Consider the following 22,329-nt stretch of genomic DNA (forward strand, 5'->3'; position numbering starts at 1 on the left):
AGGACGTCATGAACACGGGCCTTGACGAGAATGACTACCTCGCCACCTTGCGCGGCCTGTGGGACAAAGCCTGGCCGACCGGCCTGCCGCGCTCGCCGAACTATCTGCATGGCGAAGTTCCCCTGACGGAATATCTGCGCGCCTGGGCGAAGCGGAGTCCGGAGCGGCCCGCGGTGATCTTCTACGGGCATGTGACCACCTATGCCGATCTCGATCAGAAGAGCGATCGCTTTGCGGCGCTGTTGCAGGCAAAGGGCGTGCGCAAGGACGATCGCGTCGCTGTCTTCCTGCCGAACTGCCCGCAATTCCACGTCGTGTTCTTCGGTATCCTGAAGCTCGGCGCGATCCACGTCCCCATCAGCCCGCTGTCGCGCGCATTCGAATTGTCCTACCAGCTCAACGACACCCAGGCCGAGGTGATCGTCGCGCTCGACCAGCTCATGCCTATCGTTGATCAGGTCCGCGGCGAGGTGCAACTGCGCGAGATCATCGTCACCAGCTTCGCCGACGTCGTGCCGGCGTCGCCTGCCTTTCCGGCACCGGACTCGATCCGCACGCCGCGCGTTGCGGTCTCCGGCGCAACTGATCTCCTGCCGGCGCTCGCGGCACTGCCCGCACCGACCTCGCTGCCGCCGCCTCACCTCGATGATGTCGCCGCGCTCAATTACACCGGCGGCACCACCGGCATGCCCAAGGGTTGCGTCCATACCCATCGCGATATGGTCTACACGGCCGCCGCCAATTACGGCATCTCGTTTCCCTCGGATGAGAGCAGCGTGTTCCTGTCGTTCTTTCCGGAGTTCTGGATTGCGGGCGAGAATTCCGGTTTGATTTTCCCGCTGTTCTCGGGCGGCACGCTGGTTCTGCTCGCGCGCTGGGACGCTGTCGGCGCGATGGCGGCGATCGACAAGTACAAGGTCACGATGACGGCGATGCCGGTCGACAGCGCGGTCGAGATGATGGACCATCCGCGCTGGAGCGAGTTCGACCTGTCGTCGCTGCAACAGGTGCGCGTGGTCTCCTTCGTCAAGAAGCTCAACGCCGGCTATCGCAGGCGCTGGAAGGACCTCACCGGCACGATCCTGATGGAGGCGGCCTGGGGCATGACCGAGACCCACACCTCCAATACTTTCACCGCTGGCTTTCAGGACGGGGATTTCGACCTCAACAGCCAGCCGATCTTCGTCGGCCTGCCGGTCCCCGGCGCCGAGTTCAAGATCACCGATTTCGAGACCGGTGCGCTGCTGCCGCTGGGAGCCGAAGGCGAGATCCGCGTGCGTACGCCGTCGCTGCTCAAGAGCTACTGGAACAAGCCCGAGGCGACGGCGGAATCGCTCGTCGACGGCTGGTTGCGCACCGGCGATATCGGCACCATCGACAAGGACGGCTTTCTGCACTTCCTCGGCCGGCGCAAGGAGATGCTGAAGGTCAAGGGCATGAGCGTGTTTCCGCCGGAGATCGAGGCGTTGCTGGGGCAGCATCCGAAGGTGCTGGGCTCGGGCGTGGTCGGCCGTGATGATCCGGACAAGGGCCAGGTGCCGGTTGCTTACATCCAGCTCAAGCCGGAAGCGATCGGTACGGTCTCAGAACAGGAACTGCGCGCCTGGTGCGCCGAGCGCATGGCCGTCTACAAGGTTCCGGAAGTCCGCATTATCGATGCGCTGCCGTTGACGGCAACGGGCAAGGTCAGGAAGCAGGACCTCATTCCAAATCCTCCTGCCGTCCAGTGAGAGAGACGATGTCGTTCAAGAAGCTCCTGATCGCCAATCGCGGCGAGATCGCCATCCGCATCGCACGCGCGGCGGCCGATGCCGGCATTGCGACGGTCGCGATCCATCCCGCCGACGATGCGCTGTCGCTGCACGGGCGCGTTGCGGACGAGGCGATCGAGATCCCCGGCCGCGGCGCACGGGCCTATCTCGACATCGAGGCCGTGGTGATGGCGGCCAAGAGCGCAGCTTGCGATGCCGTGCATCCCGGCTATGGCTTCCTCAGCGAGAACGCGGCATTCGCGAAAGCCTGCGCCGAGGCCGGAATCACCTTCGTCGGGCCGAAACCGGCTGCGCTCGAGCTGTTCGGCGACAAGGTTGCGGCACGTCAGCTGGCCAAACGCTGCGGCGTGCCGATCATTGCCGGCACCAGCGGGCCGTCGAGTCTCGAGGAGATCACGGCATTCTTCACCTCGCTCGGCAGCAATGCTGCGATCGTGATCAAGGCGATGGCGGGCGGTGGCGGCCGCGGCATGCGCGTGGTGGAGAACGCGTCCGACCTTTCGGAGGCCTATGCGCGCTGCCAGTCCGAGGCCAAGGCGGCGTTCGGCTTCGAGGGCGTCTATGCCGAACGGCTGATCCGGCAGGCGCGCCACATCGAGGTCCAGATCATCGGCGACCGCCATGGTGCGATCTCCCATCTCTGGGAACGCGAATGCACCATCCAGCGCCGGCACCAGAAGCTGATCGAGGTGGCGCCGAGCCCGTCATTGAGCGATGCCCTGCGCGGCCGCATCATCGAAGCGGCAAAGCAGCTGGCGGGCGCCGCGTCTTACGACAATCTCGGCACGTTCGAGTTTCTGGTCGACGGAACCGCCGAGGACAGCTTCGCCTTCATCGAGGCCAACCCGCGTCTCCAGGTCGAACACACCGTGACCGAAGAGGTGCTCGGCGTCGATCTCGTCCGCGCCCAGCTCGCGGTCGCCGCAGGCAGCACATTGAGCTCGCTCGGTCTCGCGCAGGCATCGATCCCGAAGCCGCGCGGCCATGCCATGCAGCTGCGCGTCAACATGGAGACGCTGGACGTGTCAGGCGCCACCCATCCGACCGGCGGTGTGCTCGCGGTATTCGAGCCGCCGTCGGGCCCCGGCGTGCGCGTCGATAGTTTCGGCTATGCCGGCTACAAGACCAGCGCCGCGTTCGACTCGCTGCTTGCCAAGGTGATCGTGCACACGCCGAGCGAGGCCTGGCATGACGTCGTCGCGAAAGCCTCGCGTGCGCTACGCGAGTTCCGGATCGATGGCGTCGTCACCAACATCGCGTTTCTTCAGGCGGTGCTCGCACATCCCGATTTCAGGACCAACCGCATCGCGACTGATTTCATCGACCGCAACATTGCCAGGCTCGTGGAAGCATCGGATGGTGCCGCCAAGCCGCTTTACTTCGCCGCGGCCGAGCGTGGCGCCGGTCACAGCGCGGAGGTGCATGTCGCGCCAGCCGTACCCGAAGGCACGGTGATGGTCGCGGCGCCCTTGCAGGGAACCATCGTCACCATCCAGGTGAAGAAAGGCGAGATCGTCCGCCCCGGCCAGCAACTCGCCGTGATCGAGTCCATGAAGATGGAGCACCTCGTCATGGCCGAGCAGGGCGGGCGGGTGACAAAACTCGTCGCAGGTGACGGCGTCACGCTGCTGCATGGCGAGCCGATCCTCTATCTCGAGCCGCTCGACGTCGCCGCCGACAGCGCGGCGGCGGAAGCCGACATCGATCTCGACCATATCCGTCCCGATCTTGCCGAGCTGATCGCCCGCCAGGCCAACACGCTCGACGAGAACCGCCCCGCTGCGGTCGAGCGCCGCCGCAACACCAACCAGCGCACCGCTCGCGAGAACGTCGCCCAGCTCGTCGACGACGGCTCGTTCATGGAGTACGGCAGCCTTGCGATCGCGGCGCAGCGCCGCCGGCGCAAGCTCGACGATCTCATCAAGAACACGCCGGCGGACGGCCTCGTCATGGGCGTCGCCACTGTCAATGCCGAGAAGTTCGGGCCAGAAGGCGCGCGCTGCATCGTCGTGGCCTACGACTACACCGTGCTCGCGGGCACGCAGGGCCACATGAACCACAAGAAGATCGATCGCATGCTGACGCTGGCGGAAGACTGGCGCGTGCCGCTGGTGTTCTATGCCGAAGGCGGCGGCGGCCGGCCCGGCGACACCGACCGGCTCGGCATGACCGGCCTCGACGGGCCGTCCTTCGTGCAGTTCGCGCGGCTCTCGGGCCTTGTGCCTGTCGTCGGCGTTGTTTCCGGCTATTGCTTCGCCGGCAACGCCGCGATGCTCGGTTGCTGCGATGTCATCATCGCCACCAAGAACGCTTCGATCGGCATGGGCGGTCCTGCCATGATCGAGGGCGGCGGCCTCGGTGTCTATCATCCGGCCGAGGTCGGCCCCGTATCATTCCAGTCGCCGAACGGCGTCATCGACATCCTGGTCGAGGAGGAGGAGGAAGCGACCCGAGTCGCGCAAAAATATCTGTCCTATTTCCAGGGTGCGGTGGCGGATTGGGAGGCTGCTGACCAGCGCCTGCTCCGCCGCGCCATCCCCGAGAACCGCCTGCGCGTCTATGACATCCGCAGCGTGATCGACCTCGTCGCTGACAAGGATTCCGTGCTGGAGCTGCGCCGCGACTACGGCGTCGGCATGATCACCGCACTGATCCGAATCGAAGGCAAGCCGTTCGGCCTGATTGCCAACAATCCGCGCCATCTCGGCGGCGCAATCGATGCCGATGCCGGCGACAAGGCTGCGCGTTTCCTCCAGCTCTGCGACGCCTTCGATCTGCCTGTTGTCTCGCTGTGCGACACGCCCGGCTTCATGGTCGGCCCCGAGGCGGAGAAGACCGCGATCGTGCGCCACGTCTCACGCATGTTCGTGACCGGCGCCAGCCTCACCGTGCCGCTGTTCGGCATCGTGCTGCGCAAGGGCTATGGTCTCGGCGCACAATCGATGATCGGCGGCGGCTTCCACGCCTCGTTCTTCACCGCGGCCTGGCCGACCGGGGAGTTCGGCGGCATGGGCCTGGAGGGCTACGTCCGCCTCGGCTTCCGCAAGGAGATGGAGGCGATCGCCGATCCCGAGGAGCGCGAGACCTATTACCGCAACAAGGTCGCCGAGCTCTATGCCAACGGCAAGGCGGTCTCGATCGCCTCCGTGTTCGAGATCGACAACGTCATCGACCCGGCCGAGACGCGGCGCTGGATCATGGCGGGCTTGCGCACGGTGCCGAAGCCCGAGCCGAGGACGGCGAAGAAGCGGCCGTGCATCGACACGTGGTGAGGGCGGTGCAGCATTAGCTGCTTTCCCGGTTCCCGATTGACATCCCCGCCTGTGCTGCCAGACTTTGCATAATAATACAGGGTGGAGACGTCCGCGATGGCCAGCCTCTCGGCCTCGAACCATGTCGCCCGTGTCTTGTCCGTCGCCAATCATGTGGCCGACGTCGATGCCTCTTCGCGGATTGCGAGTTCCTGGCGGCGCTGCCTCGTCAACCACAAGCTCGATCCCGCCCGCCAGGGCCCACCGCAGACGCTCACCGAAGCCGAAATCCGCCATGTCGCCGAGCCGATGGAGGAGACGATCCGGCTCGTCACGCCCGAGCTCGACGATCTCGCCCGTGTGCTGCGCGACGCCGGCTACTGCGTCAATCTCGCCGATGTCAACGCGACCATGCTGTTCAGCCGTCTGCCGGGCGAAGCCGATGCAAGGATGTTTCTGGATTGGAAGATCTACACCGGCTCGAACTTCGCCGAGGCTTGCGAGGGCACCAATGGGCTCGGCACCGCGCTGGCCGAGCAGAAGCCGATCCTGGTGCATCGCGACGAGCATTTTCGGGCGCAATGGCACATGTTCTCCTGCGCGGTGGCGCCGCTGTTCGATCCGGTCGGCCGGCTCGCCGGTGCCGTCAACATCACCTCCTGCCGTGAGGATCTGGAGCGCGCCGCGCATCAGCTTGCACTTGCGGTGACCATGGAGGCGACGCGGCGGATGGAGGGTGCGATCTTCCGCGGGCATTTCCGCAATGCCTGGATCGCCACCGTGCCCGGTGACGGCGGCAGCGGCCTCGTCGCCTATGATGACGACCGCCGCATCGTCGGCGCCTGCCGCTCGGCGCGTGCGCTGCTCGGCCTCACCGACGGCATGATCGCCTCCGGCATCGACCTGTCGCGCTATCTCAAGTTCGACCATCACGCTGCGCGTGGCAGCGGCGAGATCGTCGAGCTGCGCCATGGCGACGGCCGTCCGTTGGGGCAGGGGCATGTTGCTCCGCCCCTGCGTGCGAGATCGCATGCGCCGCGCCGCGATGCGCAAGTCGATCGCTTTGATGCGTTGCACCGGCTCGCCGGCCGCGACCCCGGCCTTATCCGAAGCGTCAAACGGCTGCGGAGCATCGGCGACCACAATCTGCCGGTGCTGCTGCATGGCGAGACCGGCGTCGGCAAGGACGTGTTCGCGCGGGCCATTCACGGTGCGAGCAACCGCGCGCGCAACAATTATGTCGCGCTCAATTGCGCGGCGATGCCGGAAAGCCTGATCGACGCCGAGCTGTTCGGCTACGAGGCGGGCGCCTTCACCGGCGCGCGGCGCGAGGGTTCGAAGGGCCTGATCGTGCAGGCCGACGGCGGTACGCTGTTCCTCGACGAGATCGGCGACATGCCGATCGGCTTGCAGACGCGCCTGTTGCGCGTTCTGGAAAACCGCGAGGTCTGGCCGCTCGGCGCGCTCAAGCCCGTCACCGTCGATATTCGCCTGATCAGCGCCACGCATCGCGATCTCGTCCGCATGGCGGAAGCGGGGGCCTTCCGCGCCGACCTCTATTTTCGCCTGCGCGGCATCGAAGTGCGCCTGCCCGCCTTGCGCGAGCGCGCCGACCGCGACGACATCATCCGCCAGATCGCGCGCGAGGAGGCGCCGAGCTGCCGGCTCTCGGAGGAGGCATGGTCGCAGCTCGCGGCCTACCCGTTTCCCGGCAACATGCGCCAGCTCCGCCACGTGCTGCGGCTCGCCGGCTGCACGGCGGAAGATGGCGTCATCACCGATGCCGATCTCGATCTGCCGCCGTTTGGCGGACGGACGGAACCTGATCTCGAAGCAGCCGAGCGTGCGACGATTGTCGCGGCGCTACGTAAGCATGATGGCCGCGTGACGGAAGCCGCGCGCGCACTGAAGCTCAGCCGCGCGACGCTCTATCGCAAGATCAAGCAGCTGAAGATCGAGACGACGCAGTAGCTCTTTCTTCCCCTCTCCCCTTGTGGGAGAGGGTGGCTCGCCGCGCCGCGGCGAGACGGGTGAGGGGTCTCTCTCCGCGTATGACTCTGGTGAGTTTGCAGAGAGATACCCCTCATCCGGCGCTTCGCGCCACCTTCTCCCACAAGGGGAGAAGGAAGAAAGCGAGCACTCGTCCTACGAAAAATCCGTCCAGCTCAGATGCCGTGCGTCGAGATCGCCGATCGTCACGTTCTCGCGGAGTTCTCGTGGCGTGTGGAAATTGCTGCGCAAGTACACCAGCGGCGTGACGGCAGCGGAATGCGAGGCGCTGCGGACCTCGCCGACGAAGATCGAATGCGTCGTTGTCTCGAACTCCTGCGCCAGCACGCAGTCGAACGCGGCCACCGCGTCCGCCAGCACCGGTGCGCCGGTCACGCCACGCGTCCATTGCCCGAAGGCGAAGCGATCGTCGCCGTCGACGCCCTTCTGGCCGCTGAAGGTGAGGGCGAGCAGCGCGTGATCCTCATGCAAGAAGTTGATGGCGAAAGCACCTTCCTCCCGGATGCGGGCATGGGCGCTGGCGTTGCGGTTGACGCAGACGATCAGCGAGGGCGGCTTGTCCGACAACGAGCAGGCCGAGGTCACCGTCAGCCCCGTGCGCCTGCCGTGCTCGGCGCCCACCGTGACCAGCGCTACCGCACCGGCACATTGGCGCATCGCCTGCTTGAAGTCCTTCGCGTCCACCGTCACGCGGAAATCTCCCAGAATAGAAGCGGGTGCGGCACGATCGCGCCGCACCCGGCGCCAAGAGTCTAGCATGATCTCTTCGGAAAACCGCTATGCACTTTTCCGGATCATGCTTGCGTCAAGCCGCCTTCTTCGCGGAGCCGAGATGCCCAAGGCGCGGCATCACCTCGTTCTTCAGCAGCGAGAGCGAGTGGTGCCAGGCCTCGGCCTTATGCTTGTAGTCGAAGCCGAACACGAGCAGCACGCCGAAGCCGCCGACCTCGTCGTAGATCTTCTCGATCTTCTCGGCGACAGTCGCGGGCGAGCCGACGATCCAGTTCCGCTTCGCGCAATATTCGACCGTGACGTCGCTGTCTGGCACATCGGGCGCGTGCTTCAGATAGTCCTTGAAGCCGAAATGCCCGAGCAACGGCAGGAAGTACTCGCTCATCATTCGGCCCATCATGTCGCCGGTCGAGAGCTTCCAGGCCTCTTCGTCGGTGTCGGCGACGAATACCTCGCGCACCAGGCGCCAGTCCTGGCGGTTCGGCTTGCGGCCGGTCTTGGCGGCCCCGATCTCGACCGAGTCCCAATGGCTCGAGACATAGGCCGGGTTGAGGTTGAGGCTCATCGGGATGAAGCCGCGCTCGCCGGCGAGCTTGAGCGTGTCCGAGTTCTTGGAAAGGCCCGCAACGCCGATCGGCGGATGCGGCGCCTGCAGCGGCTTGATATGGGGCTTGAGGAAGTCGAACATCGTGTCCGGCTTGGTCACCGTCCAGTACTTGCCCTTGTGGGTGAAGGGCGCCGGCTCGGTCCACAGCTTCAGGATGATCTCCAGCGCCTCGCGCGTCATGTCGCGGTTCTGCCCGCTCATGCCGTCGACGTTGAACATCGCCCAGTCGCTCGGCAGCCCGCTCGCCGCCACGCCGAAATTGAGCCGGCCTTCGGAGAGATGGTCGAGCATGGCGACGCGGTTGGCGAGTTCGGCCGGGTGATGATAGGGCAGCAGGAAGCCGCCCGGACCGATGCGCAGCTTCTTGGTTTGCATCAAGGCCTGCGCGATCAGGAGGTCCGGCGTGGGATTGGGTTCCCAGGGCGCGGTGTGGTGCTCGCCGACCCAGGCCTCCTGATAGCCGAGCTCGTCGAGCCAGCGCATGACCTGCAGATCCCAGTCGTTCCCTTCCTTCAGGCCGCACTCCGGCGGATGCGAAGGCATCGTGAAATAGCCGATCTCCATGGGTTTCCTCATCTGATGTTGACGCGTCTTGTCGCGCGTTGACGGAGTTGAGTGACGAAGTGTCAGCAAGCGTTGTGCCAGCGCGGCGGAGCCTCAAAATGAAGAGAAAGGGCTGGTTTGCCCGCGCAATAGCCGGTATCTCGACGGGGGCCTGCCGGACATCGTCTCATGTGTCGCGAGACGGCGTCTTGGCCGTGAGACGAGGACGAGGACGAGACCTGACATGACCGAACCCGCCTATGTCGCGGTGGACTGGGGCACCAGCAGCTTCCGGCTCTGGCTAGTCGATCCCGCCGGTCAGGTGCTGACCGAGCGCCGCAGCGGTGAGGGCATGCTGGCGGCGGCTAGGACCGGCTTTCCTGCCGTGCTGCAAGCGCATCTGGCCGCGGTCGAAGCGCCCGCGCATCTGCCGGTTCTGGTCTGCGGCATGGCCGGTGCCAAGACCGGCTGGGTCGAGGCCGGCTATGTCGACACGCCGGCAAAGCTCTCAGCCGTCCTGAAACAGGCCGTGCGCGTGCCGGGCGAGGCGCGCGACATTCGCATCCTGCCGGGCATCGCCCAGCGCGATGCCAAGGCGCCGGACGTCATGCGCGGCGAGGAGACGCAATTGCTCGGCGCGCTCGGCCTCGATGCCGCGGGCGAGGCGCTGGTCTGCATGCCCGGCACGCATTCGAAATGGGTGCGGGTGAAAGACGGCACGGTCGAGCGCTTCTCCACCTTCATGACCGGCGAGCTGTTCAGCGCCGTCTCGCGCGAGACGATCCTGTCGCTCGCGGTCGCCGGCGCTGATGACGCCGAAGATTTCGCGAGCTTCAAGGCAGCCGTAAAGGCCGCATTCGATGCTCCGGCCTTCGCCGCCAACCTGCTGTTCACTGCACGGTCGCGACAGCTCTTGTTCGGCGGCACGCCGGCAGCGGCACGTGAGACGCTGTCGGGCACGTTGATCGGTGTGGAGCTCGCGGCAGGGCTCTCCGGCACCGTGCCGCAAGCGGGCGTCCAGCTGATTGCCGCGGGGCGGCTTGCGGTGCTGTATCGGCTGGCATTCGAGGCGCTCTCGGTAACGGCAAATCCGGTCGATGCGGATGAAGCCGTCCGCCGCGGCCTGTCGATGGCGGCAGCCGCGATCTGGACGAAGTAGAAGGACTGCGAGAGATGAGCGTTCCCTTTCCGCCGATGCAGCGGCCGCTGGTCGCGATCCTGCGCGGCATCAAGCCTGAGGAGACCGAAGCGATCGTCGGCGTCTTGGTCGAGACCGGCATGACCGCGATCGAGATCCCCCTGAATTCACCCGATCCGTTCCGCTCGATCGCGCTTGCCGTGAAGCTCGCGCCATCAGGCGTGTTGATCGGCGCCGGCACGGTGCTGACGACGGCAGATGTCGATCGTCTCAACGATGTCGGCGGCAGGCTGATGGTCTCGCCCAATGTCGACACCGAAGTGCTGGCGCGCGCGCATCAGCATCGCATGGTGACCATGCCCGGCGTGTTCTCGCCGACCGAGGCGCTGCTGGCGGTGCGCGCGGGCGCGTCGAGCCTGAAATTCTTTCCGGCGAGCGTGCTCGGCGCTGCCGGCATCGCCGCGATCCGTGCCGTGCTGCCGGCAGGCGTGATGATCGCCGCCGTCGGCGGCGTCTCCGACCAGAATTTTGCCGAGTACATCAAGGGCGGGGTGACCGCCTTCGGGCTCGGCTCCAGCCTCTACAAGCCAGGCATGACGGCAACAGATGTCGCAGCCCGCGCAGAGGTGACAATTGCCGCTTACGATCGGGCAATTGAGAAAGATTGAGCCGACAATAAACTAGCCGTAATCCTGACTTGGTCTATTCTGCCATATGGTGGCGCGATGCCGACATGCGCGCATCGTGTTATGCGACTGGCTGAATCAGGAGACCGACATGGCGATCAACAACGTGGCCGATCTGTTCGTGGCAACGCTCGAACAGGCCGGGGTCAAGCGCATCTACGGCATCGTCGGCGACAGCCTGAACGCGCTCACCGAGGCGCTGCGCCGCCGCGGCACGATCGAATGGATACATGTCCGGCACGAGGAGGTCGCGGCCTCGCGGCGGCCGGCGAAGCCGAGATGACCGGGAGCCTCGCGGTCTGCGCGGGCTCCTGCGGCCCCGGCAATCTGCATCTGATCAACGGCCTGTTCGACGCGCATCGCAGCCGCGTTCCCGTGCTGGCGATCGCGGCGCAGATCCCGACCGCCGAGATCGGCGGCGGCTATTTCCAGGAGACGCATCCGCAAAACCTGTTCCGCGAATGCAGCCATTATTGCGAGCTGGTGTCGGACCCGAGCCAGCTGCCTTTCGTGCTGGAGAATGCAATTCGCGCGGCGGTCGGCTTGCGCGGCGTCGCCGTCGTCGCCATGCCCGGCGATGTCGCCTTCCGCAGTCCTCCGAAGCGCGCGCTTTCGACGACGCGTGGCCTTGCACTGGCTCCGCCGAAGGTCGTGCCGCAAGCGGATGAGCTGCAGGCGCTCGCGGATCTCCTCAACGGCGCCGAGCGCATCACGCTGTTCTGCGGCCGCGGCTGCGCCGGCGCACACGCGCCTTTGATGCAGCTCGCCGAGACCTTGAAAAGCCCGATCGTGCACGCGCTCGGCGGCAAGGAGCATGTCGAATACGACAACCCCTATGACGTCGGCATGACCGGCTTCATCGGCTTCTCCTCGGGCTACGCCGCGATGCACGCCTGCGATGCGCTGGTGATGCTCGGCACCGACTTCCCCTACAAGCAGTTCTTCCCTGATGATGCGAAGGTCGCGCAGATCGACATCCGTCCGGAAAATCTGGGACGGCGCTGCAGGATCGATCTCGGTCTCGTCGGCGACGTCAAGCTCACCATCGAGGCGCTGCTGCCGCTGCTCAAGACGAAGACGCAGCGCAAGCATCTCGACGACGCCGTCGCGCACTACAAGAGAGCCCGCGAGGGCCTCGATTCGCTAGCCAAGGGCACGCCCGGAGCCAAGCCGATCCATCCGCAATATCTCGCCAAGGTCATCAGCGACCATGCCTCCGACGATGCCGTCTTCACCGCCGATGTCGGCACCCCGACGGTGTGGGCGGCGCGCTATCTCGGCATGAACGGCCGCCGCCGGCTGATCGGCTCCTTCGTTCACGGCTCGATGGCCAATGCCATGCCGCAGGCGATCGGGGCGCAAGCGGCGCAGCCCGGACGCCAGGTCATCTCGCTCTCCGGCGACGGCGGCTTCACCATGCTGATGGGCGACCTGATCACGCTGACGCAGGAGAAGCTGCCGGTGAAGGTGGTCGTCTTCAACAACGGCGTGCTCGGCTTCGTCGCGCTGGAGATGAAGGCGGCGGGCTTCGTCGACACAAATGTCGACCTGGAGAACCCGGATTTCGCCGCGATGGCGCGCGCGATGGGCATCTTTGCCAAGCGCGTCGAGGATCCCGGCGAGCTTCCGGGCGCGATGAAAGAGATGCTGGCGCACAATGGGCCGGCGCTGCTCGATGTTGTCACCGCCAAGCAGGAGCTGTCGATGCCCCCGACCATCACGGCCGAGCAGGTGAAGGGCTTCAGCCTCTGGGTGTTGCGTGCGGTGATGAACGGACGCGGTGACGAGGTGCTCGACCTCGCGAAGACGAACCTGTTGCCGCGGTGATATCAGCCGGCGCGGTGGTTCACCTCTCCCCGCCGAGGAGAGGTGAAAGTCTGCCAGTGCAGCACGATGCCGATCAGCATCGCCGGCAGAAAGCCGAGCGCGATCAGGAAATGCGGCAGCTGCTTCGGCGAGATGAGGGCGATGGCGATATCGGAGATCAGCCACAGCGCTGCGAACATCACCGCAAAATCCGTTCGCGGGCACCGCAGGTAATAGAACACGGCGGTGATGACGATGGCCGGGCCGATCGCGATGCCGATCATGATCGCGGTCAGCTCCTTCGGCGTCAGCGTGTCGAGCACCATCGATGCCAGCAGCCAGAGTGCGGCGAACATGGCAACGATGTCGAGCGGATGCCGCAATCCAATTCCTCTGGCGAAAGGCGCGCTATCGTTGGGGCCGGAGCTGCGGCCGTCAAGTCAAAATGGGCTTATTCCTCGTCACTTCCAGGCGTCGGGCGCAGCATGAAGTGACCGAAAGCGGTGGCGATCGGCTTCAAAGCATCGTCCTGCCAGGCCCGCGCCTCGAAGGCGACGATACGTCGGCCCTGCTTCACGATCGAGACGTCGGCAAACGTGTCGAGCGCGCGTCCGGAGCGCAAGTAGTTGACGGTGAGGCCGATCGGCTTGGGCGGTGCGCTAGCGCCGAGCTCCCGCGCCACGCCGATGACGGCGGTGGTCTCGAGGAAGGCGCCCGTCATGCCGCCATGGATCGCCGGCAGGATCGGATTGCCGATGATCTGCGGCGAGAACGGCATCGTCAGCGTGCCGTCATCGTTGACGCGGATGCCGAGCGCGCGCGCGAACGGGCTGCGCGCAAAGGGCCCGTCCGGATCCTCCGGCGCGTCCAGCGTCGGGATGCTGCGCGCATCCATCCGGCGGTCGGCGAGCATGTTGGTGCGGTTGGCGCCGATCATGAAGCAGGCGGTCGCGGTCGCGACCGGATCGTCCTCGGACTCCTGATAGGCGGTGGAGCGCACGAAGGCGATCGAGCGCGTGGTGCGGTAGCAGACCGAATGCGCTTTGATGTCGAGGCCGGGCGTTGCCGGCTTCTGGTAGTCGATGCGCAGATCCAGGGTCGCGATCGCGCGGGTGCCGTCGAGCGCAAGTTGCACCGCCATGCCGCAGCTCTCGTCCAGCATCGCGGTGACGACGCCGCCATGCAGCACGCCGGTCGCGGTGTCGCCGACGAAGACCGGTCGATAGGGCAGGCTGGACCAAGCCTCGCCAGGTGCGAACCGGTCGAGCTGGAGCCCGCTGATATGGCCGTAATCGGAGCGGCGGCCCTTGATGGCCTCGGCGAGTTCCTCGAAGGCAAGCGTGGTCGGCGTGGTGCTCATGGGGACCTTCTAGACCAGTGTCGGGCCTCGCGCAAAATCCCGAATGAGCCCCGCATGGGACGGTTTGGTCTCGACAGGGCGCGCCGAAGCGTCGATGGTGGGCGCTTCGTTCGTCGATGAACTGCAAGGAGCGCCCATGGCCGACCCCGAAACGCCCTCGACCGCCCAGGGGCCCGTCACCATTTCCACCTCCAGCGCCGAGCGGGCGCCGATCATCTATTTCGACGGCGCATCCTGCTTCGGTCACCACAACGGCGCGATCCAGATCGAGCTTGCCGCAAACCTGTTGATGCCGGTCGGCGCTGCCGTCAGGGTCGACGTGGTCCAGACTGCGCATCTGCGTTGCAGTGTCGCCGCAGCACTGGCACTGCGCGAAGCCCTCGAAAAGGCGCTCGCGATGTATCAGCAGGGTCAGAAGCAGCCGGTGGCGGAGGAGATACCGGCGGTCAAGAACTGAGGCTGTTGCGATCGCGTATCGATGCGATCGCACACTTGCTAAAGCGAGATCCATGCCACGGGCTCGCTGCAACCTCTCCCGCTTGCGGGAGAGGTTGCGCCGAAGGCGCGGGAGGGCTTTCTCCTCTAGGGGATTGTCCCATCGCGGAAACACCCTCTCCCCAGCCCTCTCCCGCAAGCGGGAGAGGGAGTGCACCTCCGCCGTAGCGATCGAACTGATCTCATCACGCTCTAGTTAGCCTACATGCACCTTCGGTTTCTTGCCGCCGTTCCACTTGCCGTCGAGCGCGCGCTCGATCTGGGCGGCGAGCTGCAGCAGGAGGCCGTCATTGGCCTGCTTGGCGATCGCCTGGATGCCGAGCGGCAGGCCGTGATCCTGGCTTGCCATCGGCATCGAAATCGCCGGAATGCCGCAGAGATTGGCGAGCGGCGTGAAGGCGAAGAAGCGCCACAGATTGTCGAACCAGTCGCGCACATCAGGATTGTCCGAGATGGTGAGATATTCCCTGGTGCCGACCTTCGGCGTCGGCAGCGCCGTGATCGGCGTCAGGATCACGTCCCATTGCTCGAAGAAGCTGCCGAAGCCGCGCGAGGTCGTGTTGAACACGGCCTGCATCTTCGCCCGCTCGGCAAAGCTGGTGTGGCGCCCGGCTTCCCAGATCCGGATGTTCATCGGCTCGATCAGATCCTCCGGCGGCTTTTCCAGTCCGCGCGCGGCGAGCATGTTGGAGATCACCACCGCGAAGTTCGAGATGTAGCAGGTGGTCTGCGCCTCGAAGGCGGCCGGGAGGTCGATCTCCGGCAGCGCATAGTCGACGTGGTGGCCGAGGCCTTCGAGGAAGCGTCCGGCCTTCTCCAGCTCGGCAGCGAGCTCGGGCGCCGCGGTGTAATTGCCCCATGTGTGCGACAGCGCGATGCGAAGCTTGCCGGGATCGCGCTTGATCATCTCGCAATATGGCTGCGCCGTGGTCCAGAACGGCATGAACTCGCCGGGCGCAGGCCCGCGCGCATGATCGACGAAGGCGGCAGTGTCGCGCACCGAGCGCGACTGGCAGCCCTGGATCGAGACGAGGCCGGTCAGGTCCGACATGTGCGGCGCGAGCGAGAACACGCCGCGCGAGACCTTCAGGCCGATATTGCCGTTGACGCCGGCGGGAATGCGGATCGAGCCGCCGCCGTCGGTCGCATGCGCGATCGGCACCACGCCCGCGGCCACCATCGCCGCGCTGCCTGCCGATGAGCCGCAGGTGGTGTAGTCCGTATTCCAGGGATTGCGCGTGACGTAGACGGCAGGATTGTCGGCCGACGAGCACACGCCGAATTCTGGCGTCGTGGTGCGACCGATCAGGTTGAGCCCCGCCTGACGGAATTTGCCGGTGAGGAACGTATCGGCGCTCGCGCGATTGCCGCGCATCAGCAGCGATCCCATCTCCTGCAGCCGGCCCTTCATGGTCGGTCCGAGGTCCTTCATCAGGAAGGGCAGGCCGGCGAACGGACCTGCGAGATTGGCGCCGTCCTTGGCGGGATCGGCGATCACGTCCTCGAACAGCTCGACCACGCCGGACAGCGCTGGATTGACCTTGGCAACGCCCGCGGCGGCCTGGCGCGCCAGCTCCTTCGCCGTCAGCTCGCCCTTGCGAACGCGCCCCGCCAGCGCGACGCCATCGTGCTGTGCCCATTCATTCCAGCTCATCGGCAAAGTCATGAAGTCAAATCCCCTTAAGGCCGCGGCGTCACCTTTTTCGCAACGGCCCGCGTGAATCAACCGAGGCGCCACGAGGGGCAGGGTTGCGCCCGGCGGAGAGGTCGGGCTGCCGGCTATCAATCCGACAGTCGTGCGATCGCTGCAACCGGGCCGCCGCCGGCCGGCCCCTGATGCTCGGCGCCGCCGGACACGTAGATTGCGCCGGTGCCGGCAAGGCCCGCGATCAGGCCGCCGACCGCTGCGCGGGCGTGGCGTGTCGCGCTGATGTCGGTGTCTTCAAGCATGGTGTGGCGGAAGCCGCGCACTGTGCCGTTAGGCGAGGCCTCCGCCTTGGCGAAGATGTTGACGAGCGTGCGGCCCGCGGTGGTTTGCGGCGCAGTGCCAAGCCCGACGCTGTTCAACGCCGATACCACCGCCGCGGCGTCGATGGCATCCTCCATCACGGCATGGCCGATCTCGAACTCACTCGCTGAAGATGCCGAGTTGCCGAGCACGATGACGACGTTATGCATCAGCTCGATCCCCGACGAGGTCGAGGCCACCTTGGAGAACAGATCATAGCGCCGCAGCACGTCCTCGTCGCCGACGTCGGAACTGATCTCGCCGAGCGCGACCGCAACGCCCAGCGCGGACGCACCGCGCGAATAGGCCATCGAGCCGTAAGCGTTTGTCGTCGCCGTCTTGTTGCCTCGCGCGTTTGCCGCGGCAACGCGCTCGCTGGTCAGCAGCGGGCACTTGATCTGCACGAAATGAACGTCCGCGGGATCGCTGATGCCGGCATCCGCCATCGCGGCTTGCACGGCCTTCGCCGTCTCGGCGATTTGCGCGGCGCGGCCGAGCTCCTCGGGCAAGAAGTCCCGCGTGTGCGCCATGCCGATGCTGAGGCGCTTGCCGGAAAGGCCTGCCGGGCGCTCGGCCTCGCTCCGTGTGAACACCGTAAGATGCGGACTGAGCACGCCCTCGGTGCCGCCGGACATCACGAAGGCGATACGCTGCTCGACGTCCGGCGCCGACAGGCCGAGCTTGGGTGCCAGCGCCGTACATAGCGCGGCCACCGCGTATTCCCGGGTAAAATCGTTGACGCCGCCGTTACCCTCGGTCTTGCCGAGAACGGCGAGGATCGAGGTGGGATCGATCGCGCCTGAAACGATCAAGTCCATCAGGCCGGAGACGTCGCCGGGTCCCGTGGTGGCGATCCTGAAGACGCCGACCGATGTGGTACGCATGATTGGTCCTCGTGCGGAGAGTTCATTGGCCCGGCGGGAGCAAGCAGGCGCGGAACGCGGGGCCGATGTCAAGTCGCCGCGCCCCCACGAATGTGGCGAGATCGCATCGGTCGGGCAAAAAATCCTCTGTCGACGGTTGCGCACCGCACCTTGATGAATCAACCTTGGTTGGTCCATAAGCGGCGTCCCGCGGCCGGTGGTTCGCCCCTGCGCCCGCGTGCTTGGATTAGAGGGAATCTCGCGTGGCAAACATCAACCAGAAAATTGCGCAGGAGCTTGGGGTTCGCGCCGAGCAGGTCGAGGCGGCGGTGACGCTGCTCGACGGCGGCGCCACGGTTCCCTTCATCGCCCGCTACCGCAAGGAAGCGACCGGTGCGCTCGACGACGCGCAATTGCGCACTCTGGAGGAGCGCCTGGTTTACCTGCGCGAGCTCGAGGATCGCCGCAAGGCCATTCTCGAATCGGTCCGCGAGCAGGGCAAGCTCGATGCGGCCCTCGAGGCCTCGATCATGGCCGCTGACAGCAAGGCTCGCCTCGAGGACATCTATCTGCCGTTCAAGCCGAAGCGCCGCACCAAGGCGGAGATCGCCAAGGAAGCCGGCCTCGAGCCGCTCGCCAACCAGCTTATGGCTGAGCCCGGCAATGATCCGAAGGTCGTGGCGGAAGGCTTCATCAACGCCGAGAAGGGCGTCGCTGACGCCGCTGCCGCGCTCGACGGCGCCCGCGCCATCCTGGTCGAGCGCTTCGACGAGGATGCCGATCTGATCGGCGCCTTGCGCGAAGAGATGTGGACCAATGCGCGCATGGCCTCCAAGGTGCGCGACGGCAAGAAGACCGAGGGCGAGAAGTTCGCCGACTATTTCGATTTCTCCGAGCCGCTGACAAAACTGCCCTCGCACCGCATCCTCGCGATGTTCCGCGGCGAGAAAGAAGAAATTCTCGACCTGCAAATTCAGCCCGAGGCCGAGGCGCCGCCGCCGGGCGTGCCGAGCGCCTATGAATTGAAGATCATGAAGCGGTTCGGCATTGCCGATCTCAAGCGTCCCGGCGACCGCTGGCTGATCGATACCGTGCGCTGGGCCTGGCGCACCAAGATCCAGGTGCATCTCAATATCGATCTGCGCATGCGGCTGTGGAATTCGGCCGAGACCGAGGCCGTGCGCGTGTTCGCATCGAACCTGCGCGACCTCCTGCTGGCCGCGCCCGCCGGCACCCGCGTCACCATGGGGCTCGATCCCGGCTACCGCACCGGCGTGAAGGTCGCCGTCGTCGATGCCACCGGCAAGGTGGTCGACACCACCGCGATCTATCCGCACGAGCCGCAGCGGCAATGGAACGAGTCGCTGGCGACGCTCGGCCGGCTCGCAATCAAGCACCGCGTCGAGCTGATCGCGATCGGCAACGGCACCGCCTCGCGCGAGACCGACAAGCTCGCCACCGAGCTGGTCAAGGGTCTGCCTGAGCTGAAGATGAACAAGATCGTGGTGTCGGAAGCCGGCGCGTCCGTCTATTCGGCCTCGGCCTTCGCCTCGGAGGAGCTGCCCGGCCTCGACGTCACCCTGCGCGGCGCGGTGTCGATCGCGCGGCGCCTGCAGGATCCGCTCGCCGAGCTCGTCAAGATCGAGCCGAAGGCGATCGGCGTCGGCCAGTATCAACACGACCTCGGCCAGGCCAAGCTCGCCAAATCGCTCGACGCCGTGGTGGAGGATTGCGTGAACGCGGTCGGCGTCGACGTCAACACCGCCTCCGCGCCGCTGCTGGCGCGCGTGTCGGGTGTCGGCTCCGGCCTCGCCCAGAGCATCGTGGCGCATCGCGACGCCAATGGTCCGTTCAAGTCGCGCAAGGCGCTCAAGGACGTGCCGCGGCTCGGGCCGAAGGCGTTCGAGCAGTGCGCGGGCTTCTTGCGCATCCTCGGCGGCGAGGATCCGCTTGATGCCTCCGGCGTGCATCCGGAGGCCTATCCCGTGGTGCGCCGGATTCTCGAGGCGACCAAGAGCGACATCAAGGCGCTGATCGGCAACAGCGACGTCGTGCGCACGCTGAAGCCGAAGGATTTCGTCGACGAGACCTTCGGTCTGCCGACCGTCACCGACATCCTTCGCGAGTTGGAAAAGCCCGGTCGCGACCCGCGCCCTGCGTTCAAGGCGGCGGTGTTCAAGGAAGGCGTCGAGGAGATCAAGGATCTCAAGAAGGGCATGATCCTCGAGGGCACCGTGACAAACGTCGCCGCCTTCGGCGCCTTCGTCGACATCGGCGTGCACCAGGATGGCCTCGTGCACATCTCGGCGATGTCGAAGACCTACATCAAGGACCCGCGCGAGGTGGTGAAGCCCGGCGACATCGTCAAGGTGAAGGTGCTGGACTTCGAGGTGGCCCGCAAGCGCATCTCGCTGACGCTACGCCTCGACGACGAGGTCGGGCCTAGGAAGGACGCCCCCGGCATGCAGCGCGACAACAATCAGCGCAACGCAAGCCGCATGACGTCGTCTGCGCCGCGCAAGCAGGAATCTTCGGGCGGCGGCGCGCTCGCCGAAGCGCTGCGCCGCGCGGCGGAGAAGAACAACGGCAAGCGGGTGTAGCGGCTGAGCGGCGCCGTTAGGGCTGTCAAAGCTCGATCACGCCGCGGCGCGCCGCATGCGCCACCGCATCGGTGCGGCCGGTGGCGTCGAGCTTGTCGAGCAACGAGCCGACATGGAATTTCACGGTGTGCACGGAGATGCCGAGCTGCCGGGCGATCATCTTGTTGGAGGCGCCTTCGGCCATCAGCGCCAGCACGTCGAGCTCGCGCTGCGTCAGCGCGATGTCCGCAGGGCTGATGCGCGGATCGCGGGCTATGATTGTCGCGGCGGCCTGCTCGCCGGGCGCGGCGAGGCGAAGCCCGGCGACATTGCCGAGCAGGGCCGCGAGGCGATCGGCGAGTGTGGGGTCGTCGATCTCCAGCGACAATACGATCTCGGCCGTCTTGTCCTCGCTCACGCCTCCGGCCTTTCGCCGACCGTGACCTTGAAGCTGACCGGCTCGCCGCCACGGTGCACGGCGACGTCGACCACCGCGCCGACGCTCGCAGGTCCCAGCGTTCGCGACAGTGCGCGCACGCCCGAGAGCTTCTGGCCGTTGACCGCCACGATCACGTCGCCCTGGCGAATGCCGGCCGCGGCCGAAGGCCCAGCCTTGTCGACATTCATGACCATGGCGCCGATGCCGTCGTCGAGCTGCACCGGCTGCAGCCCGAGGCCGAGATAGCCACGCGCGATGCGGCCGCGCGCCTCGAGCTGGGGCGCGACACGCTCGATCGTCGCGGTCGGGATCACCAGCACGCGCCGCGGCCCGAGCACGGCCATGCCGAAGGCTTCGCCCGATGCATCGAGCGCGAGCCCGCCCTGCTGGCTGCCGCGTAGGCGGACGTCGAGCTCGATCCGCGCATCGATGTCGCCGCCGCGCAAGGAACGCCAGCTCTTTCCGGACGCCGACACCATCCCGAGCGCCGCGCTTGGTGTCTCCCGGTTGGTCGCGACCACGACCGACAATGCGCCCAGCGGCGGGACGGTTGCGGCGAGCTTGACCGGCGCGACCGCGGCCTCAGTGCGCAGCAGCGCGATGTCGGTGGTGTGGTCGCGGCCGGCGATCGTGGCAGCGACCCGACGACCGTCGGCGAGGCCGATCTCGACCCCGCCCTCGTCGGCCAGCGCCTCGTCGGCGGTGACGATCAGGCCGGGTTTCCAGGCAAAGCCGGTCGCGCGAGAGCGATGCGAATGCACGGAGACGACGGACGGCGCGGTGCGCGCCACAATGTCCGCGAGCGCGGAGGACAGTGAGGACAGGGGACTAAGATCAGTCATGGCGGGCTCCCGTAAGTTGTCCTCAATCTGGGATGCCGCGGGCGATTGCGAAACTGGCCGGGTGGCCAGGACAAGGACGGCCTCCGCAAGACCGCGACCGACGAACATGTGATTGGGAGCGCCTCACGGGAACGTGTAGCAATCCCAAAATTGGGCCATTTGGCCTCGAGGATTTCCAGCGAGCCCGACCGATGACCATCGACTTGACCCGCCGCACCCTGCTGCAGCTCGCCGGCGCCACCTCGCTCGCCATGGCCGCCGCAGCCGCGGCCCGTGCCGAGGGCACAGCGCAGGGCGGCGGCCCCACCTTTGCCAGCCGTACGCCGATGCGGGTCGGCATGGTGACGCTGCGGGTGAAGAGCCTCGACAAAGTCGCAGATTATTACCGCGATGTGATCGGGCTCACCGTGATGGAGCGCTCGGCGGCCACAGCCAAGCTCGGCACATCAGGCCTCACGCTGCTGGTGCTGGAGGCCCGTCCCGAAGCCGCGATTGAATCGCGCAGCGCCGCAGGCCTCTACCACACCGCCTTCCTGATGCCGACCCGCAAGGATCTGGCGCGCTGGCTGGTTCATGCCGCCTCGCACCGCGTGCCGTTGTCGGGCTTTGCCGATCATCTCGTCTCCGAATCCGTCTATCTCGACGACCCCGAAGGCAACGGCATCGAGGTCTATGCCGACCGCGACCCCTCGCAATGGCAATGGAGCGAGGGTAGCGTGAAGATGGCGACCGACGAGCTCAACATTCCCGACCTGTTGTCGCTCACCAATACGCGCGTTCCCGATTATGCCAAGGCGCCGGACGGAATGCGCATCGGCCACATGCATCTGCGCGTCGGCGATCTCGCCCAGGCCGAGAGCTTCTATCACGGCACGGTCGGCCTCGACCCGACTCGTCGCCGCAGCGGCGCCGCGTTCCTGGCGTCGGGCCGCTATCACCATCACCTCGGCATGAATGTCTGGCAGAGCCAGGGCGCCGGCCAGCGCGACGAGTCCACGACCGGTCTTGCCTGGTTCTCGCTGGTGATGGCGAAGCCGGAGCTGCTCGCCGCGCAGGAAGAACGGCTGCGCAAAGGCGGTGTGAAGGTCACGGCGCTTGCGGACGGGGTGGAGGCGATCGATCCCTGGGGCACGCGGGTGCGTCTGCTCAGGGTTTGATCGCCGGCGCCGGCATTGGTAATAGCCGTCAGCCGCAAACC

General features: G+C 66.3%; 16 protein-coding genes and 1 pseudogene. 9 read left to right on the forward strand and 8 right to left on the reverse strand.

Annotated features, from left to right (window positions below; translation table 11 throughout):
- Positions 1 to 8 precede the first annotated feature (8 nt).
- The 3 genes from GA0061099_RS13120 to GA0061099_RS13130 all read left to right on the forward strand — a co-directional run bounded on the left by GA0061099_RS13120 (position 9) and on the right by GA0061099_RS13130 (position 6,994).
- The gene (locus GA0061099_RS13120) at positions 9 to 1,730 is read left to right on the forward strand and encodes an AMP-binding protein (protein WP_036028714.1); all 1,722 of its coding nucleotides are present in this window, start codon (positions 9 to 11) and stop codon (positions 1,728 to 1,730) included.
- Between the two features lie 8 nt (positions 1,731 to 1,738).
- Complete coding sequence (locus GA0061099_RS13125; RefSeq protein WP_036028711.1) at positions 1,739 to 5,044, forward strand: acetyl-CoA carboxylase family protein; 3,306 nt, start codon at positions 1,739 to 1,741, stop codon at positions 5,042 to 5,044.
- Positions 5,045 to 5,140: 96 nt separating this feature from the next.
- On the forward strand, positions 5,141 to 6,994 hold the full coding sequence (locus GA0061099_RS13130; protein WP_036028709.1) for a sigma-54-dependent Fis family transcriptional regulator: 1,854 nt from the start codon (positions 5,141 to 5,143) through the stop codon (positions 6,992 to 6,994).
- 174 nt (positions 6,995 to 7,168) lie between these two features.
- Here GA0061099_RS13130 and GA0061099_RS13135 read toward each other — a convergent pair whose 3' ends face one another.
- Both GA0061099_RS13135 and GA0061099_RS13140 read right to left on the reverse strand, forming a co-directional pair.
- Complete coding sequence (locus GA0061099_RS13135) at positions 7,169 to 7,723, reverse strand: flavin reductase family protein (RefSeq protein WP_036009648.1); 555 nt, start codon at positions 7,721 to 7,723, stop codon at positions 7,169 to 7,171.
- Positions 7,724 to 7,838: 115 nt separating this feature from the next.
- Positions 7,839 to 8,936 (reverse strand): LLM class flavin-dependent oxidoreductase, encoded by a 1,098-nt coding sequence (locus GA0061099_RS13140; RefSeq protein WP_036028702.1) that lies wholly within the window; start codon positions 8,934 to 8,936, stop codon positions 7,839 to 7,841.
- A gap of 223 nt (positions 8,937 to 9,159) precedes the next feature.
- On the opposite strand from GA0061099_RS13140, the gene GA0061099_RS13145 reads away from it, so the two are divergent.
- The 3 genes and pseudogenes from GA0061099_RS13145 to poxB all read left to right on the forward strand — a co-directional run bounded on the left by GA0061099_RS13145 (position 9,160) and on the right by poxB (position 12,566).
- Positions 9,160 to 10,074 carry a 2-dehydro-3-deoxygalactonokinase gene (locus GA0061099_RS13145; protein ID WP_036028700.1) on the forward strand — a complete coding sequence of 305 codons (915 nt, stop codon included), beginning with the start codon at positions 9,160 to 9,162 and terminating at the stop codon, positions 10,072 to 10,074.
- A 14-nt stretch (positions 10,075 to 10,088) separates the two neighbouring features.
- The gene (locus GA0061099_RS13150) at positions 10,089 to 10,721 is read left to right on the forward strand and encodes a 2-dehydro-3-deoxy-6-phosphogalactonate aldolase (RefSeq protein WP_036028697.1); all 633 of its coding nucleotides are present in this window, start codon (positions 10,089 to 10,091) and stop codon (positions 10,719 to 10,721) included.
- Between the two features lie 109 nt (positions 10,722 to 10,830).
- Positions 10,831 to 12,566, forward strand: a pseudogene (gene poxB, locus GA0061099_RS13155) (ubiquinone-dependent pyruvate dehydrogenase).
- Positions 12,567 to 12,568: 2 nt separating this feature from the next.
- Here the strand turns inward: poxB and GA0061099_RS13160 are convergent.
- Together GA0061099_RS13160 and GA0061099_RS13165 are read right to left on the reverse strand one after the other, a co-directional pair.
- A complete protein-coding gene (locus GA0061099_RS13160; RefSeq protein ID WP_036009657.1) occupies positions 12,569 to 12,928 on the reverse strand; it encodes a hypothetical protein in 360 nt (119 codons plus the stop codon).
- 68 nt (positions 12,929 to 12,996) lie between these two features.
- A complete protein-coding gene (locus GA0061099_RS13165; protein ID WP_036028695.1) occupies positions 12,997 to 13,905 on the reverse strand; it encodes a PaaI family thioesterase in 909 nt (302 codons plus the stop codon).
- Between the two features lie 136 nt (positions 13,906 to 14,041).
- Here GA0061099_RS13165 and GA0061099_RS13170 point away from each other — a divergent pair, with 136 nt between their 5' ends.
- Positions 14,042 to 14,362, forward strand: coding sequence for a hypothetical protein (locus tag GA0061099_RS13170; RefSeq protein WP_036009675.1), 321 nt, complete (start codon positions 14,042 to 14,044; stop codon positions 14,360 to 14,362).
- Positions 14,363 to 14,596: 234 nt separating this feature from the next.
- Here GA0061099_RS13170 and GA0061099_RS13175 read toward each other — a convergent pair whose 3' ends face one another.
- Together GA0061099_RS13175 and atzD are read right to left on the reverse strand one after the other, a co-directional pair.
- Entirely contained in the window at positions 14,597 to 16,066 is a 1,470-nt protein-coding gene (locus GA0061099_RS13175; protein ID WP_036028693.1) for an amidase, read from the reverse strand.
- 116 nt (positions 16,067 to 16,182) lie between these two features.
- The gene (atzD, locus tag GA0061099_RS13180) at positions 16,183 to 17,292 is read right to left on the reverse strand and encodes a cyanuric acid amidohydrolase (RefSeq protein WP_036028690.1); all 1,110 of its coding nucleotides are present in this window, start codon (positions 17,290 to 17,292) and stop codon (positions 16,183 to 16,185) included.
- A gap of 242 nt (positions 17,293 to 17,534) precedes the next feature.
- Here atzD and GA0061099_RS13185 point away from each other — a divergent pair, with 242 nt between their 5' ends.
- Complete coding sequence (locus GA0061099_RS13185; protein WP_036028687.1) at positions 17,535 to 19,871, forward strand: Tex family protein; 2,337 nt, start codon at positions 17,535 to 17,537, stop codon at positions 19,869 to 19,871.
- Between the two features lie 25 nt (positions 19,872 to 19,896).
- On the opposite strand, the gene GA0061099_RS13190 is transcribed toward GA0061099_RS13185, so the two are convergent.
- Together GA0061099_RS13190 and GA0061099_RS13195 are read right to left on the reverse strand one after the other, a co-directional pair.
- On the reverse strand, positions 19,897 to 20,268 hold the full coding sequence (locus GA0061099_RS13190; protein ID WP_036028685.1) for a response regulator transcription factor: 372 nt from the start codon (positions 20,266 to 20,268) through the stop codon (positions 19,897 to 19,899).
- On the reverse strand, positions 20,265 to 21,131 hold the full coding sequence (locus tag GA0061099_RS13195; protein ID WP_036028682.1) for a S1C family serine protease: 867 nt from the start codon (positions 21,129 to 21,131) through the stop codon (positions 20,265 to 20,267). The genes GA0061099_RS13190 and GA0061099_RS13195 overlap by 4 nt, the downstream gene beginning before the upstream one ends.
- A 191-nt stretch (positions 21,132 to 21,322) precedes the next feature.
- Here GA0061099_RS13195 and GA0061099_RS13200 point away from each other — a divergent pair, with 191 nt between their 5' ends.
- Positions 21,323 to 22,288 (forward strand): VOC family protein, encoded by a 966-nt coding sequence (locus GA0061099_RS13200; protein WP_036009665.1) that lies wholly within the window; start codon positions 21,323 to 21,325, stop codon positions 22,286 to 22,288.
- The last annotated feature ends 41 nt before the right edge of the window (positions 22,289 to 22,329 follow it).

It is taken from the genome of Bradyrhizobium yuanmingense (assembly GCF_900094575.1).
Classification (GTDB): Bacteria; Pseudomonadota; Alphaproteobacteria; order Rhizobiales; family Xanthobacteraceae; genus Bradyrhizobium; species Bradyrhizobium yuanmingense.

Bases quoted from the DNA above. Each gene is read 5' to 3' on its own strand.
- GA0061099_RS13120 (WP_036028714.1), top strand. From the start codon at position 9: ATGAACACGGGCCTTGACGAGAATGACTACCTCGCCACCTTGCGCGGC.
- GA0061099_RS13125 (WP_036028711.1), top strand. From the start codon at position 1,739: ATGTCGTTCAAGAAGCTCCTGATCGCCAATCGCGGCGAGATCGCCATC.
- GA0061099_RS13130 (WP_036028709.1), top strand. From the start codon at position 5,141: ATGGCCAGCCTCTCGGCCTCGAACCATGTCGCCCGTGTCTTGTCCGTC.
- GA0061099_RS13140 (WP_036028702.1), bottom strand. From the start codon at position 8,936: ATGGAGATCGGCTATTTCACGATGCCTTCGCATCCGCCGGAGTGCGGC.
- GA0061099_RS13145 (WP_036028700.1), top strand. From the start codon at position 9,160: ATGACCGAACCCGCCTATGTCGCGGTGGACTGGGGCACCAGCAGCTTC.
- GA0061099_RS13150 (WP_036028697.1), top strand. From the start codon at position 10,089: ATGAGCGTTCCCTTTCCGCCGATGCAGCGGCCGCTGGTCGCGATCCTG.
- GA0061099_RS13165 (WP_036028695.1), bottom strand. From the start codon at position 13,905: ATGAGCACCACGCCGACCACGCTTGCCTTCGAGGAACTCGCCGAGGCC.
- GA0061099_RS13170 (WP_036009675.1), top strand. From the start codon at position 14,042: ATGGCCGACCCCGAAACGCCCTCGACCGCCCAGGGGCCCGTCACCATT.
- GA0061099_RS13175 (WP_036028693.1), bottom strand. From the start codon at position 16,066: ATGACTTTGCCGATGAGCTGGAATGAATGGGCACAGCACGATGGCGTC.
- atzD (WP_036028690.1), bottom strand. From the start codon at position 17,292: ATGCGTACCACATCGGTCGGCGTCTTCAGGATCGCCACCACGGGACCC.
- GA0061099_RS13195 (WP_036028682.1), bottom strand. From the start codon at position 21,131: ATGACTGATCTTAGTCCCCTGTCCTCACTGTCCTCCGCGCTCGCGGAC.
- GA0061099_RS13200 (WP_036009665.1), top strand. From the start codon at position 21,323: ATGACCATCGACTTGACCCGCCGCACCCTGCTGCAGCTCGCCGGCGCC.